Raw genomic sequence first — 14,249 nt, forward strand, 5'->3', positions numbered from 1 at the left:
AAATTTACTTACTATCTAGTTTTGAATGTATAATCCGTATATTATATATTTTGGATGCGATGAGCCGCATTGAGATCTCAGGTTTGAGGTCTTTTTTTTATGATTTTTTATAAGAGAAATTGATATAGTTCATAAGATACATATAAAACATTACATACTGTTTTAAATAGGTATATAGAAAGCATTTTTAATCAGCATTAGTTAAAGACTCATTCAATAAACGAGAATTTAGCTTAAGATGTGTAAGTGGAGAAGCTGTGCGGAAAATTAAGAGGCATATGTATATAAAGAAAAAGCAGGAGAAACCATAAGTCATTTTAGAATTATGGCATCTCCTGCTTTTTAGATTAAATCAATAATGAATACAACATTTTGTTTTCATTAATATAGATATTTGATGGATCAAACTCATGTACTTTTTCTTTCAAACGCGTTAAGTCATCATGGTTATTTAATTGAATACCTATGATAACTGTACCTGTGTTTTGAGAAGATTTTTTCAAGTACTCGAATTTAGTAATATCATCATTTGGTCCTAATACTTCATTTACGAACTCTCTTAACGCACCAGGACGTTGAGGGAAGTTGAAAATGAAGTAGTGTTTCATTTCTTCATATAAAAGTGAGCGTTCTTCGATTTCTTTCATACGGTTGATATCGTTGTTACCACCGCTGATAATACAAACTACTGTTTTGCCTTTGATTTGATCACGATATTGTTCTAGAGCTGAGACGCTTAATGCACCTGCAGGTTCTGCGACAATGGCTTGTTTAGAATACATATCTAAGATTGTAGAACATACAGCACCTTCATCGATTTGAAGATAATCATCAACGACTTTTTTCGCAATTTCAAATGTAATTTTGCCGACTTGTGCAACAGATGCACCGTCTACAAACTTATCAATTTCTGGTAATTTCACTCTGTGATGTTCTAAGACAACTGAAGTATACATACTTGCAGCACCTTTAGGTTCAACACCTACAATTTTTGTTTGAGGAGACTTCTCTTTAAAGTAAGTACCTACACCAGAAATTAATCCGCCGCCACCAATTGCGGCAAATAGATAATCTACATCGATATTGCTTTCTTGTGCTTCTTTTAAAATTTCCGCTGCGATTGTACCTTGACCTGCAATTGTATTGACATTGTCAAATGGGTCAATAAAGTTCATCGCATGTTTTTCAGTATATTCTAGGGCTTCTTTTAAACAATCATCAAATGTATCACCAACCAAGATTACTTCAACATTTTCTCCACCAAAGAATTTAACTTGATTAATTTTTTGAAGGGGAGTTGTCACAGGCATAAAGATGACTGCTTTTAATCCTAATCGTTGTGCAGTAAATGCGACACCTTGTGCATGGTTGCCGGCACTCGCACATGTAATACCTTTTGCTTTTTCGCTTTCGCTCAATACTTGAATTGCGTTATAAGCACCTCTTAGTTTAAAAGAACGTACCCATTGCAGATCCTCTCTTTTTAAATATACATTACAGTCATACTTTAAAGATAAATAATGATCTTTCTCTAAAGGCGTTTCTTTGACAATCGGCTGTAATGATAAAAAAGCCTCTTCTATGTCTTTAGCTGATACAGCAGTTTGTACAGTCATTTCGCTCACTCCTTAATTGTGTTGGTATTTCTGTTCGTATTGTTCAATTTGGTCTTCGTATGCCAATGTGACGGCAATATCATCTAGTCCTTGAACAAGTTTGTTCTTCCAAGTTGAATCAATATCAAAATGTAATTCGCGATCAGGTATTTTGATTACCTGATTCGGAAGGTCAATTTCGAGCTCTTTATATTTCGCAAGGAACTCGCGATCTTCTTTTTCTAGTGCGATAGGTAATAATGCATTTTTCGTGCAGTTCATGTAGAAAATATCACTGAAGCTGCCCGCAATAATAATATTGATGCCATAATCTTTTAATGCCCAAGCTGCGTGTTCACGACTAGAACCGCAACCAAAGTTATCACCTGTGATAAGAATTGAAGCACCTTTATATTGAGGTTGGTTTAATTCGAATTCAGGGTTATCTGAACCATCTTCTAGATAACGCCACTCATCAAAGGCGTAAGGACCAAGTCCTGTTTTAGAAACGCCTTTGAGATGGACTTTTGGGATAATTTGGTCTGTATCAATATTATCGTGAAATAAAATAGCAGTTTTACCTGTATATTGTGTAATCGGTTCGATTTTAAGCATGTTCAAGCGCCTCCCATTTTCTGACGTCTACGAAGCGTCCTTCAATCGCAGCAGCTGCTGCCATAGCAGGGGATACAAGATGTGTTCTTGCACCTTTACCTTGACGACCTTCGAAGTTACGGTTGCTGGTAGAAGCACAGTGGACACCAGCTGGTACTTGGTCAGGGTTCATACCGAGACACATTGAGCAGCCAGGTTCACGCCATTCAAAGCCTGCATCTTTAAAGATTTTATCAAGTCCTAATGCTTCAGCTTGATGTTTAACACTTCTTGAACCAGGTACAACAATTGCTGTGATATTTGGATGTACTTTATGTCCTTTAACAAATTTGCTTGCTTCTTGTAAGTCAGAAAGGCGCGCATTTGTACAAGAGCCTAAGAATACATAACCAAGTTCAATATCTTCAGCTTTTTCACCTGGTTTTAAATCCATGTAGTGATAAGCACGTTCGTCATTGACGTTTTGAATTTCTGGGAAAGGTGTATTGAAGCTTACACCCATTTCAGGACTAGTACCCCAAGTTACTTGTGGTTCTAGGTCAGATACATCTAACTCAATCACACGATCAAATTGTGCATCCTTATCACTATAAAGTGATTGCCAATATTCTGCAGTTTCCTCATCAATATCAGCGTAAGGACGACCTTTGACATATTCTAGCGTTGTTTCATCTGGTTCAACTAAACCATATTTTGCGCCGGCTTCAATCGCCATATTACAGATTGTCATTCTCGCATCCATTGATAGATTACGAATTGTAGAACCTGCAAATTCAAGCGCATAACCTGTACCGAAATCTACACCATATTGATTGATGAGGTGTAAGATAATATCTTTCGCATATACACCTTTAGGCAACTCACCATTAATATCAATTAAAAGATTCTTCGGTTTAGTTTGCCATAATGTTTGTGTCGCAAAAACATGTTCAACTTCACTCGTTCCGATACCGAAAGCAATGGCACCGAAAGCACCGTGTGTTGCTGTGTGAGAGTCACCGCAAACAATGGTTTTACCAGGTTGCGTTAATCCCATTTCTGGTCCAACCATATGTACGATACCTTGTTCTTCAGTACCATTATCAAACAGTCGAACCCCAAACTCTGCACAGTTCTTTTGAAGCGTCTTGATTTGTGTTGCTGCAATTTCATCTTTGATGTTGAAAATATCTTCTGTCGGTACGTTATGATCAATTGTCGCAAACGTTAAATCCGGACGTCTCAGTGGTCTGTGTTGAATTCTTAATCCTTCAAAGGCTTGAGGTGATGTCACTTCATGGATTAAATGCAAGTCAATGTATAATAATTGCGGTTCACCTGCATTTCCTGTGAGAACATGTCTATTCCATATTTTATCGAACAAAGTTTGTCCCATTTCAATCACCATCCTTTAAAGTTGTTGTAAAATTTTCTCGAAGATTTCTGAAGTATGTGCTTTTCCGCCTAAATCAGGTGTCGTAAAGCCTTCTTTCAGTAAACCATAAACAATCTTTTCTAATTCTTCTGCCGCTTCTGCTTGATTAAATGTTTCTCTGAAACACATTGCTAATGAAAGCACCATACCTGTCGGATTCGCAATATCTTGACCCGCAATGTCAGGTGCTGATCCATGAATTGGTTCATAAAGTTTTGTACCTTTTTGTCCATAGCTGACAGAAGGGGATACACCTAATGAACCTGGAATGACAGAAGCTTCATCGCTTAAAATATCACCGAATAAGTTTTCAGTTACAATCACATCAAATTGTGTTGGACGCGTAATCAAATGCATACTGCATGCATCAACAAGTAGATGTTCTACTTCCACATCAGGATATGAAGCAGATACTTTATCAACTGTTTTACGCCATAATTTACTTGATGCTAATACATTTTCTTTGTCCACTGAAGTTAATTTCTTACGTCTTGATTGTGCAAGTTTGAACGCTGCGTGTGCAATACGTTCAACTTCTGCTTTAGTATATGTTAATGAATCAATTGCATGATCTTCAGCTAATTCTTTCGGTTCACCGAAGTATAAACCGCCTGTTAATTCTCTGACAATCACTAAATCAGTACCTTGTACACGTTCTGCTTTAAGAGGAGAGAATTCAGTCGCGCCTTCAACTACAGCAGTAGGGCGGATATTTGCGAATAACTCTAAGTTCTTTCTTAAAGCAAGTAAGCCAGCTTCAGGTCGTTTTGGGCTGTTTGTCCATTTTGGACCGCCGATTGCACCTAAAAGAATCGCATCAGATTGTTTACAAGCTTCAAGCGTAGATGATGGAAGCGGGTCGCCATAGTTATCTATAGCGGCCCCTCCAAAATCATAAGTTTCTAATTCATAATCAATGTTATATTTTCCACTTAATTTTTCTAATATTTTCAAAGTACCTTCAAGTATTTCTGGACCTATACCATCGCCTGGGAGGGCAGTGATTTTATAACTCATGCGTTCACCTCATTATTAACTGATGCATCAGCAATATGATTAGAATAAGCTTCCACATAAGCTTTACATGAAGCAAGCAATACGTCATGGTCGATACCGATACCGTAGTAAGAGCGTCCATCAATGCTAAGTTCAACGTTAACTTGTGCTTGTGCATCTGAACCTTCAGTTACTGAAGAAATTTGATAGTTCAACAATTCAGATTCAGCATCGAAGATTAAGTCTACTGCATTGTATACTGCAAGAATAGAACCTGTTCCTGTTGCTGCTGATTGATATTGTTTGCCGTCATTATCACGAAGTTGAACGACTGCACTTTGTACACCTTCAGCCACAAATTGTAGTTGAAGATTTTCAACATGATAAGCAGCATTTGTTTCATGGTAATGACCTTGAACAAGGGCATGTACGTCATAATCAGAAACATTTTTCTTTTTATCAGCAATAGATTTGAACTGTTTGAACAATTCAACTTGTTTTTCTGGACTGATTTCGTAGCCAAGTTGTTTTAACTTTTCAGCGAAAGCATGTTTACCAGACAATTTACCAAGAGGCAATTCAGATGTTTGGATACCCACTAATTGTGGCGTCATGATTTCGTATGTTTCACGGTTTTTCAAGAAGCCGTCTTGGTGGATACCTGATTCATGACTGAATGCGTTTTGACCGATAACAGCTTTATTTCGAGGTACTGGAATACCAGCGAAACGAGAAATTAAATCAGAAGTTTCTTTAGTACGTCCAAGCTCAAGTCTTGTTTCAATACCATAGTGATTTTTACGTACGTATAAACCAAGCGCAACTTCTTCAAGTGCAGTATTACCAGCACGTTCACCGATACCGTTAATTGTACCTTCAACACGTTTTGCACCATTTTCGATGGCAGCCATACTGTTTGCAACAGCTAAGCCTAGGTCATCGTGGCAGTGTGCACTATAGATAATTTCTTGATCAGATTTAACATTTTCAAGCAATACTTTAAAGATATTTCCGAATTCAGTTGGATAGCTATAACCTACTGTATCAGGAATGTTGATAATTGTTGCACCTGCGTCTACAGCTGTTTGCACACTTTTGATTAAGAAATCTAAATCAGTACGTGTTGCATCTTCGGGTGAGAATTGTACAACATCGAATAAAGATTTGCCATAAGCAACATTTTCAGTAATTTGCTCTAGCACTTCTTCTTGAGTCATTTTCAATTTATGCTCTAAATGAATAGGGCTAGTAGCGATAAATACATGTAATTGCGGATATTTTGCTTCTTTAGTTGCTTCGTACACAGCATCGATGTCGCTTTTCTTACATCTTGCTAAGCCTACTACAGCAGTTTTAGTTAAAGCTTGTGAAATAGCTTGAACTGATTTAAAGCTACCTTCACTAGAAGCAGGGAATCCAGCTTCAATTACATCGACACCCCATTTTTCAAGTTGCTTTGCGATAGTCAGTCTTTCATCAAAGGAAAAACTGACTCCGGGCGTTTGTTCACCGTCTCTTAGTGTTGTATCAAAAATTTGAATATGACTCATAAATAATCAACCTCCTGATTTAGTATTATTCTTCAATAGTTTTATTTTCAACGAATGGCATCATTTCACGAAGTTTTTTACCAACTTCTTGGATTTGGTGACCTTGTGCTGCTTTACGTAGTTTGTAGAATTCTTCGAATCCATTTTCATTATCTTTAATGAAGTTGTTAGCGAATGTACCGTTTTGGATATCAGTTAATACAGCTTTCATGTTTTCTTTAACATCTGGTGTGATAACACGTGGACCTGAAACATAGTCACCGTATTCAGCAGTGTTTGAAATTGAATAACGCATAGTTTCCATACCGCCTTCGTACATTAAGTCAGCGATCAATTTCATTTCATGTAATACTTCGAAGTAAGCAAGTTCTGGTTGGTAACCAGCTTCAACTAATGTTTCGAAACCGTTTTGGATTAATTGAGTAACACCACCGCAAAGTACTGCTTGTTCACCGAATAAGTCTGTTTCAGTTTCTTCTTTGAATGTAGTTTCAATGACACCAGCTTTAGTTGCGCCGATACCTTTTGCATAGCTTAATGCGATATCAAAAGCGTTACCAGTTGCATCTTGGCCTACACCAAATAATGCAGGAACTGAGCTGCCTTCAGTGAATGTACGTCTTACAAGGTGACCAGGGCCTTTAGGAGCTACTAAGAATACATCTACGTCACTTGGTGGTTTGATTACATCGAAGTGGATGTTGAAACCATGTGCAAATGCTAATGCATTACCAGCTTCTAGGTTAGGAGCGATTTCTTCGTCGTATACTTTACCTTGGATTTCATCTGGTAATAATACCATGATTACGTCTGCTTGTTTTACTGCTTCTCCAACTGGATATACATCGAATCCATCTTTTTTAGCTCTGTCGAAAGAATGTCCTGGGCGGATACCGATTATAACGTCATAGCCGTTGTCTTTAAGGTTTTTAGCATGTGCGTGACCTTGAGAACCGTAGCCTAATACCGCGATTTTTTTACCTTCTAAAGCGTCTTTTTTCACTGATTCGTCATAATAAACTGTTGTCATAATAAATTCCTCCAAAAATTTGTTTTATTTTAAATTCTCAATTTTGTGAAAATTCAAATTATAATAATGCTGCAGTTCCTGTTCTAGAAACTTGTTCAATCTGTTGTGATGATAGTGCATGTAATACATCATCAAGTGCTTGTTGTGTACCTGATGCTTGTAAATAAGTATGACCATCTTCTTCTTTTAATACTGAAACTAGCGCATCACTGTGATTGATCAAGTTGTCTAATTCTGTTTTATCTGCAGGTGTTGCAATTTTAGCAAGTAATAATTCCACACTGTAGACGTTGTTATCTGTGATATTTTCTACAGAAAGTACATTAATTTGTTTTTCTAAATGGAGCATGAGTGATTGTACTTTTGATGCTTCATCTAACTCAGCTACGAATGTCATATCAGAAATACCAGGTTGAATACTTGGTGTAACACAAAGTGTTACGATATTAAACTGACGTCTTAAAAAGGTACTTGTCAGTCGGTTTAATGTACCAGATTTATCTAATACTTGCGTCTTGAATGTATATCTCATAGGACACCCTCCATTTCGTTGTTCGCTTTACCGCTTGGTACCATCGGTAAAACTGGTTCTTTAGGTGAAATTCTTACTTCGATTAAAGCAGGGCCTTTGTGCGCAAATGCTGCTTCTAAATCTGCTTCAAGTGTTTTAGGATCATCTACTAAGAATGCTTTCACACCATATGCTTCTGATAATTGTTGGAAATCTGGTTGGCCATTGAATACTGAATGAGAGAAACGTTGTTTAAAGAATTTATCTTGCCATTGTTTAACCATTCCTAGTGTGCCGTTATTGATAAGGACGATTTTGATATCTAAACCATACTCATTTAAGATTGCCATTTCTTGGTTGGTCATTTGGAAACCGCCATCTCCAACGAAACAAACAACTGTTTTATCAGGTTGTGCTAATTTAGCACCGATAGCAGAAGGGATGCCGAAGCCCATTGTTCCAAGACCACCGCTTGTTACTAATTGATTATCATGTTTGAATGGATAGAATTGCGCTGCCCACATTTGGTGTTGGCCGACATCTGTTGTAACTAGCGCTTCTCCATTTGTAATTTTACCGATATACTCGATGGCTTGTTGAGGTTTGATAAATACATCTGCTTCTTCATCTGTATATGCAAATGGATGAGATTTCTGATTATTCACACAATAGTCAACCCAGTCCTTATGTTGGTCGTAAGTATTAGTTTCTGTAAGCAATGCTTCAAGCATTAATTTACAGTCAGCTACTACGCCCAAATCTGTTTTGATGATTTTGTTGATTTCAGAAGGATCGATGTCTACATGAACAACCTTAGCGTTTTCTGCAAATTTATCTGGGTTACTTGCAAGGCGGTCATCGAAGCGGCTGCCAAAGTTGATAAGCAAGTCGCAATCAGAAAGTGCCATGTTGCTTGCGTAAGATCCGTGCATACCGCCCATACCTAAGAATAGGGGATTGCTGTAAGGAATTGTGCCTAACCCATGTAAAGTTGTGACTACTGGAATTTGATGGCGTTCAGCAAATGTAGTCAGAAGTGGACCTGATTCTGAATGTCTCACGCCTGCACCAGCTAAAATGACTGGTTTCTTCGCTGATTTCAACCATTCTAGCACAGTTTGTACATCTTGAGGGTTCGGTGCATCAGCTAAACGATATCCTGGTAAATCAAGCTCGTCACATACATCAACATCAGATTGTAGAATGCCGACATCTTTAGGGAAGTCGATGACTACTGGGCCTTTACGACCTGTATTTGCAATGTGAAACGCTTGATGTACCACTTCAGGAATTTCGTCTGGATGTTTAACTTGGAAGTTGTGTTTAGTGATAGGTGTTGTCATTGAAAGTAAATCCGCTTCTTGGAATGCATCTTTACCGATACCTGGTGTTGCCACTTGTCCTGTAAATACTACAAGTGGCAATGAATCACTAAATGCGTCTGCAATACCTGTAATAACGTTTGTTGCTCCTGGACCGCTGGTAACTACAACTACGCCAGGTTTGCCAGAAACTCTGGCATAACCTTCCGCAGCGTGTACAGCACCTTGTTCATGTCGTGCTAAGATATGTTTGATTTTACCATCGTAAAATGTATCATAGAGCGGTAGCACGGCACCTCCTGGATAACCGAAAAGCAACTCTGTGCCTTCTTTCAACAGTGCTTCTACCAACAATTCCGAACCGCTTCTACTCGTTTTCGTGGCTGCTTGTGTACTGTTTGCTTCTTCATTATGTTTAGTCATTTGTGGGTTAGACATAAAGCATCACTCCTCAATTAGATATTCTGGTACTCTCATAACACCGCCCGTATTTGCACTTGTAACAAGTGCTGTATAACGTGCTAAGTAACCTGTTTTCACTTTGGCTTTAAATGGTTTGACTTCTGTTTTACGTTTGTTCATTTCTTCTTCTGAAACATCTACATCTAATGTTCTGTTTGTTAAGTCGATGACGATTTCATCACCGTCACGAATTAATCCGATTGGTCCGCCTGATGCTGCTTCAGGTGAAATGTGTCCGACTGCGATACCTCTTGTTGCTCCTGAGAATCTTCCGTCAGTGATTAATGCAACATCTTTACCTAAGCCGCGACCTACGATAGATGAAGTAGGGGCTAACATCTCAGGCATTCCTGGTCCGCCTTTAGGGCCTTCATAACGAATAACTACAACGTGACCTTCACGTACAGTGTGGTTATCAATTGCTTCAACAGCTTCATCATGAGAGTCGAAACAAATGGCTTTTCCTTTAAAGACTTTGATTTCAGGATCTACACCGCCGACTTTGATAACTGCACCATTTGGAGCTAAGTTACCATATAAGATTGAAAGGCCACCTTCTTTATCGTACGGATTATCAAGTGGATGGATGACATCTGTGTTTTTGATTTCTTTGCCTTGGTTGTTTTCGCGAAGTGTTTTACCTGTAACAGTCACTCTGTCAGGGTGCAATGTACCTTCTTTTTTCATTAATTCATTGATGATAGCAGGAACACCGCCGGCTTCATGAACATCGTGCATAGAATAAGAAGAACTTGGTGCGATTTTAGATAAATAAGGTGTACGTTTAGCAATTTCATTGATACGGCTTAAGTCATAATCAACACCCGCTTCATTTGCGATTGCAAGTGTGTGAAGTACTGTGTTTGTTGAACCGCCCATCGCCATATCTAATATGAATGCATCATCTAATGCTTCTTTTGTAACGATATCACGTGGTTTCAAATCATTTTTAATATTGTCTACTAATTGGAAAGCGGCTTGTCGAATCATTTCTCGACGTTGGTCTGATACGGCTAATGCTGTACCATTATATGGAAGTGCTAGTCCTAATACTTCCATTAAACAGTTCATTGAGTTTGCTGTGAACATACCTGCGCAAGAACCGCAAGTAGGGCAAGCATTTTGTTCCATATCTAAAAATTCTTCTTTTGTCATTGAACCGCCTTTAAAGGCACCAACTGCTTCGAACATAGATGAAAGAGTTAAGGCTTTACCTGTTGTAGATAAACCAGCTTTCATCGGTCCGCCTGAACAGAAGATAGCAGGTACGTTTGTTCTAACTGCTGCCATTAACATTCCTGGTGTGATTTTGTCACAGTTTGGAATGTAGAAGACACCGTCGAACCAATGTGCGTTGATAACTGTTTCAGCTGCATCTGCGATGATTTCACGAGATGGTAATGAATAACGCATTCCAATGTGTCCCATTGCGATACCATCGTCAACACCGATTGTGTTGAATTCAAAATTGCGCCTGCTTCTCGGATAGCTTCTTTTGCAATATCTGCTAATTCTCTTAAGTGAACATGTCCTGGAACGATATCGATATAAGAGTTACAAATCGCTACGAATGGTTTGTTCATATCTGTTGGATCTTTGATTTGTCCTGTGGCATGAAGTAAACTTCTGGCCGGAGCCTGTTGGTCTCCTTTTTTGATTGTGTCGCTTCTCAATATAATTCCCCCCGAAGATTCAAATAAAAAAACGTCCCAATAATTATTGGGACGTCAATGGAAGTCCCATTCAATCGGAAATAGGACTTAAACATTTAGTAATGGTTTTTACTAAAGTTCGAGTCCTAGCAAATTAATAAAATGACTAAAATATTTGTTGTTGTCGGTAGAGTATTTGCTTGTGTTCTGTTAGTCATTTCAATTTGCTCCTTTCGAATGGTTTTATGAATAAATTTGAATTGTCTAAAAATTTGATAAACTTAATTTACTACATGTCCAGAGGGATGTCAACCGGATTTCTGAAAATTTTTTAATTTCACACATGAAAACGTTTTTAATAATTACATATTTTATTTTTAAAGCAAACAATCATTATAGTCAAAAGCAGTTGCATGCCATGTTACAATATAGAAGACGAAATTTCTGTACGCATACAGAATAGAAAATAGGAGACTTGAAAATGATAACAATCAACAATATTGATCAAATGAATCAATTTGCTGAAATACTGACAAAGCATTTACAACCCAAAGATCTAATTTTATTAAATGGTAATTTAGGTGCAGGAAAGACAACATTAAGTCAATTCATCGGTAAGCATTTAGGAGTGAAACGTACAATTAACTCTCCAACCTTCAATATTATTAAATCTTATAAAGGAACGAACATGAAATTTCATCATATGGATTGCTATCGCTTAGAAGATTCTGATGAAGACTTAGGGTTCGATGAATATTTTGATGATCATGCAGTAACCGTTATTGAATGGAGTACATTTATTCAAGACTTATTGCCAGATAATCATTTAACGATTAATCTTACTGCAGTAGATGAAAATAAAAGAGAAATTACAATAGAAGTACAAGGTGCGCATTATACACAACTGAAGGAGGACGTCACACGTGATTTACTTGCTGCTGGATACATCCAATAAGCCTATGTCGCTTGCAGTGATGCAAGATGAAAATATATTAGTAGAACATACCACAAATATTAAACGTAATCATTCTGTTCAACTGATGCCGGCGATTCAAAAAATCATTGAAGAAGCAGGTATCACTAAAAGAGATATTAATGCAATTATCGTTGCTAAAGGTCCTGGTTCATACACTGGATTAAGAATTGGTGTTACGACTGCTAAAACGTTAGCTTATGCATTAAATACAGAGTTATATGGCGTTTCATCTTTAGAAGCCTTAGCTGCAACTTTACCTGATACACAGACTGAACAGTTAATTGTTCCCGTGTTTGATGCAAGACGAGAAGCGGTTTATACAGGTGTTTATCAATACCAAGAAGGTCGACTTGTTAACTTATTAGAAGACCAATATATGTTGATTACAGATTTAAATGATTACCTGAATCAACAACAACAGCCACACGTTTTTGTCGGTCATGATTTAGAAAATATTACTGAGTTGCTAAATGGACCGATAATTCATCAACTTCCTAAAGCCGGCGTGATGCAAAGTTTAATTACGCAACCAGAAAATATCCATACCTTTAAACCAGACTATCTTAAACTTTCTGAGGCAGAACGCAATTGGTTAAAAACGCAACAGAATTAAATGGCTTGAATATACGATTGATGACTGTAGAGGATGTGCCGAAGGTCTTTGATTTAGAACGCTTGTGTTTTAATGATAGCTCTTGGACTATTGATGCTTTTTATCATGAAGTCGAACGTAATCAATTTGCACGTTATTTTGTGATGGAATATGAGCAAGAGATTATTGGTTATATCGGTATATGGACCGTCATTGATCAAGCACAAATTACGACAGTTGCGGTAACTGAAAAGATGCGCGGGTATGGATTAGGAAAGTTAATTGTGGAGTATGCGATGAATTTCGCTAGACAGACATGTGAGGTTATGAGTTTAGAAGTACGTATTGAAAACAGCATTGCGCGTCGTGTTTATGAATCATTAGGGTTCAATTACGGCGGCAAACGAAAAAATTATTATGGAGAAGGCGAGGATGCACTCGTAATGTGGGTGGATTTATAATGGAAAAAGATACATTAATTTTAGCAATAGAATCAAGCTGTGATGAAACAAGTGCCAGTGTGATTAAAAATGGCAAAGAAATCTTAAGCAATACTGTGCTGAGCCAAATTGAAAGTCATAAACGTTTCGGCGGCGTGGTCCCTGAAGTAGCGAGCCGTCATCATGTGGAAGGTATCACACAAACGATAGATGAGGCCTTAACAACAACGCATACAGATATGGAAGCAATAGATGCGGTTGCGGTGACAGAAGGTCCAGGCTTAATCGGTGCACTTTTAATCGGAGTCAATGCAGCAAAAGCATTAGCATATGCATATGATAAACCATTAATCCCGGTGCATCATATTGCAGGTCATATCTATGCGAATAATTTAGAAGAACCATTCGAGTTTCCGTTGATGGCACTGATAGTATCAGGTGGTCATACGGAGTTAGTTTATATGAAAGACCATTTAAACTTTGAAGTTATCGGTGAAACAAGAGACGATGCAGTCGGTGAAGCTTATGATAAAGTGGCACGTACAATCGGCTTGCCGTATCCCGGCGGACCGAAAGTCGATCAACTCGCAACAAAAGGGGAAGATGTCTACGACTTCCCACGTGTATGGCTAGAACCGGATAGTTTTGATTTTAGCTTCAGTGGTTTAAAAAGTGCAGTTATCAATAAGCTGCATAACTTGAAACAAAAGAATGAAGAAATTATTCCTGAAAATGTTGCGGCAAGTTTCCAAAATAGTGTCGTTGAAGTTTTAGTACACAAGGCGATTAAAGCATGTGAAACGTATCAAGTGAATCAGTTAATAGTCGCAGGTGGTGTCGCAAGCAACAAAGGTTTACGAAAAGCACTTAAAGAAGCATGTGCAGAACATCAGATTAAATTATCAATTCCAAGTCCGAAGTTATGTACTGACAATGCGGCGATGATTGGTGCAGCAGGTCATTATTTATATGAAGCTGGATTAAAAGCTGATTTAGATTTAAATGGTAAAAGCAGTATTGATATTGAAGAATTTTCAGTAGAATAATTGAATAAAAAGAAATATTGATAAAAGAAAAAGTAGAGAAGCGGTTAT

The 14,249-nt window shown here is 37.8% G+C and carries 12 protein-coding genes and 1 pseudogene; 4 read left to right on the plus strand and 9 right to left on the minus strand.

The genetic code is table 11. The features are described 5' to 3' along the window. Positions 1 to 347: 347 nt before the first annotated feature. From ilvA to ilvD, 9 genes and pseudogenes are all read right to left on the minus strand, one after another. Positions 348 to 1,616 carry a threonine ammonia-lyase IlvA gene (ilvA, locus tag HMPREF2603_RS01980; protein ID WP_057510853.1) on the minus strand — a complete coding sequence of 423 codons (1,269 nt, stop codon included), beginning with the start codon at positions 1,614 to 1,616 and terminating at the stop codon, positions 348 to 350. A 12-nt stretch (positions 1,617 to 1,628) separates the two neighbouring features. Next, positions 1,629 to 2,210 carry a 3-isopropylmalate dehydratase small subunit gene (gene leuD / locus HMPREF2603_RS01985; RefSeq protein ID WP_070501890.1) on the minus strand — a complete coding sequence of 194 codons (582 nt, stop codon included), beginning with the start codon at positions 2,208 to 2,210 and terminating at the stop codon, positions 1,629 to 1,631. Beyond that, positions 2,203 to 3,585, minus strand: coding sequence for a 3-isopropylmalate dehydratase large subunit (leuC, locus tag HMPREF2603_RS01990; RefSeq protein WP_002481741.1), 1,383 nt, complete (start codon positions 3,583 to 3,585; stop codon positions 2,203 to 2,205). Before leuC ends, leuD begins: the two co-directional genes overlap by 8 nt. A gap of 15 nt (positions 3,586 to 3,600) precedes the next feature. After that, on the minus strand, positions 3,601 to 4,641 hold the full coding sequence (leuB, locus tag HMPREF2603_RS01995; protein ID WP_070501892.1) for a 3-isopropylmalate dehydrogenase: 1,041 nt from the start codon (positions 4,639 to 4,641) through the stop codon (positions 3,601 to 3,603). Continuing rightward, on the minus strand, positions 4,638 to 6,170 hold the full coding sequence (locus tag HMPREF2603_RS02000; protein ID WP_060804012.1) for a 2-isopropylmalate synthase: 1,533 nt from the start codon (positions 6,168 to 6,170) through the stop codon (positions 4,638 to 4,640). The genes leuB and HMPREF2603_RS02000 overlap by 4 nt, the downstream gene beginning before the upstream one ends. Before the next feature lie 25 nt (positions 6,171 to 6,195). Continuing rightward, entirely contained in the window at positions 6,196 to 7,200 is a 1,005-nt protein-coding gene (gene ilvC, locus HMPREF2603_RS02005) for a ketol-acid reductoisomerase (RefSeq protein ID WP_002481738.1), read from the minus strand. Positions 7,201 to 7,258: 58 nt separating this feature from the next. Further along, the gene (ilvN, locus tag HMPREF2603_RS02010) at positions 7,259 to 7,732 is read right to left on the minus strand and encodes an acetolactate synthase small subunit (protein WP_002481737.1); all 474 of its coding nucleotides are present in this window, start codon (positions 7,730 to 7,732) and stop codon (positions 7,259 to 7,261) included. Then, entirely contained in the window at positions 7,729 to 9,456 is a 1,728-nt protein-coding gene (ilvB, locus tag HMPREF2603_RS02015; RefSeq protein WP_037556616.1) for a biosynthetic-type acetolactate synthase large subunit, read from the minus strand. Before ilvB ends, ilvN begins: the two co-directional genes overlap by 4 nt. Positions 9,457 to 9,477: 21 nt before the next feature. Beyond that, a pseudogene (gene ilvD, locus HMPREF2603_RS02020) lies at positions 9,478 to 11,168 on the minus strand (dihydroxy-acid dehydratase). 460 nt (positions 11,169 to 11,628) lie between these two features. Between ilvD and tsaE the strand changes: the two are divergent. From tsaE to tsaD, 4 genes are read left to right on the plus strand one after another with little or no spacing between them, the layout of a single operon-like run. After that, positions 11,629 to 12,102 (plus strand): tRNA (adenosine(37)-N6)-threonylcarbamoyltransferase complex ATPase subunit type 1 TsaE, encoded by a 474-nt coding sequence (gene tsaE / locus HMPREF2603_RS02025; protein ID WP_070501894.1) that lies wholly within the window; start codon positions 11,629 to 11,631, stop codon positions 12,100 to 12,102. Beyond that, a complete protein-coding gene (gene tsaB / locus HMPREF2603_RS02030; RefSeq protein ID WP_060804009.1) occupies positions 12,071 to 12,736 on the plus strand; it encodes a tRNA (adenosine(37)-N6)-threonylcarbamoyltransferase complex dimerization subunit type 1 TsaB in 666 nt (221 codons plus the stop codon). The genes tsaE and tsaB overlap by 32 nt, the downstream gene beginning before the upstream one ends. Before the next feature lie 20 nt (positions 12,737 to 12,756). Further along, positions 12,757 to 13,176: a ribosomal protein S18-alanine N-acetyltransferase gene (gene rimI, locus HMPREF2603_RS02035; protein ID WP_096754679.1), complete on the plus strand. Its 420-nt coding sequence runs from the start codon at positions 12,757 to 12,759 to the stop codon at positions 13,174 to 13,176. Beyond that, positions 13,176 to 14,201 (plus strand): tRNA (adenosine(37)-N6)-threonylcarbamoyltransferase complex transferase subunit TsaD, encoded by a 1,026-nt coding sequence (gene tsaD / locus HMPREF2603_RS02040; RefSeq protein ID WP_060804008.1) that lies wholly within the window; start codon positions 13,176 to 13,178, stop codon positions 14,199 to 14,201. The genes rimI and tsaD overlap by 1 nt, the downstream gene beginning before the upstream one ends. Positions 14,202 to 14,249: the final 48 nt, after the last annotated feature.

The organism is Staphylococcus sp. HMSC055C03 (genome assembly GCF_001809385.1).
Classification (GTDB): domain Bacteria; phylum Bacillota; class Bacilli; order Staphylococcales; family Staphylococcaceae; genus Staphylococcus; species Staphylococcus simulans.

Excerpts from the sequence above, each read along its gene's own strand:
- ilvB (WP_037556616.1), bottom strand. The coding sequence starts at position 9,456 with ATGACTAAACATAATGAAGAAGCAAACAGTACACAAGCAGCCACGAAA.
- ilvN (WP_002481737.1), bottom strand. The coding sequence starts at position 7,732 with ATGAGATATACATTCAAGACGCAAGTATTAGATAAATCTGGTACATTA.
- rimI (WP_096754679.1), top strand. The coding sequence starts at position 12,757 with ATGACTGTAGAGGATGTGCCGAAGGTCTTTGATTTAGAACGCTTGTGT.
- leuD (WP_070501890.1), bottom strand. The coding sequence starts at position 2,210 with ATGCTTAAAATCGAACCGATTACACAATATACAGGTAAAACTGCTATT.
- ilvA (WP_057510853.1), bottom strand. The coding sequence starts at position 1,616 with ATGACTGTACAAACTGCTGTATCAGCTAAAGACATAGAAGAGGCTTTT.
- leuB (WP_070501892.1), bottom strand. The coding sequence starts at position 4,641 with ATGAGTTATAAAATCACTGCCCTCCCAGGCGATGGTATAGGTCCAGAA.
- tsaE (WP_070501894.1), top strand. The coding sequence starts at position 11,629 with ATGATAACAATCAACAATATTGATCAAATGAATCAATTTGCTGAAATA.
- ilvC (WP_002481738.1), bottom strand. The coding sequence starts at position 7,200 with ATGACAACAGTTTATTATGACGAATCAGTGAAAAAAGACGCTTTAGAA.
- HMPREF2603_RS02000 (WP_060804012.1), bottom strand. The coding sequence starts at position 6,170 with ATGAGTCATATTCAAATTTTTGATACAACACTAAGAGACGGTGAACAA.
- leuC (WP_002481741.1), bottom strand. The coding sequence starts at position 3,585 with ATGGGACAAACTTTGTTCGATAAAATATGGAATAGACATGTTCTCACA.
- tsaD (WP_060804008.1), top strand. The coding sequence starts at position 13,176 with ATGGAAAAAGATACATTAATTTTAGCAATAGAATCAAGCTGTGATGAA.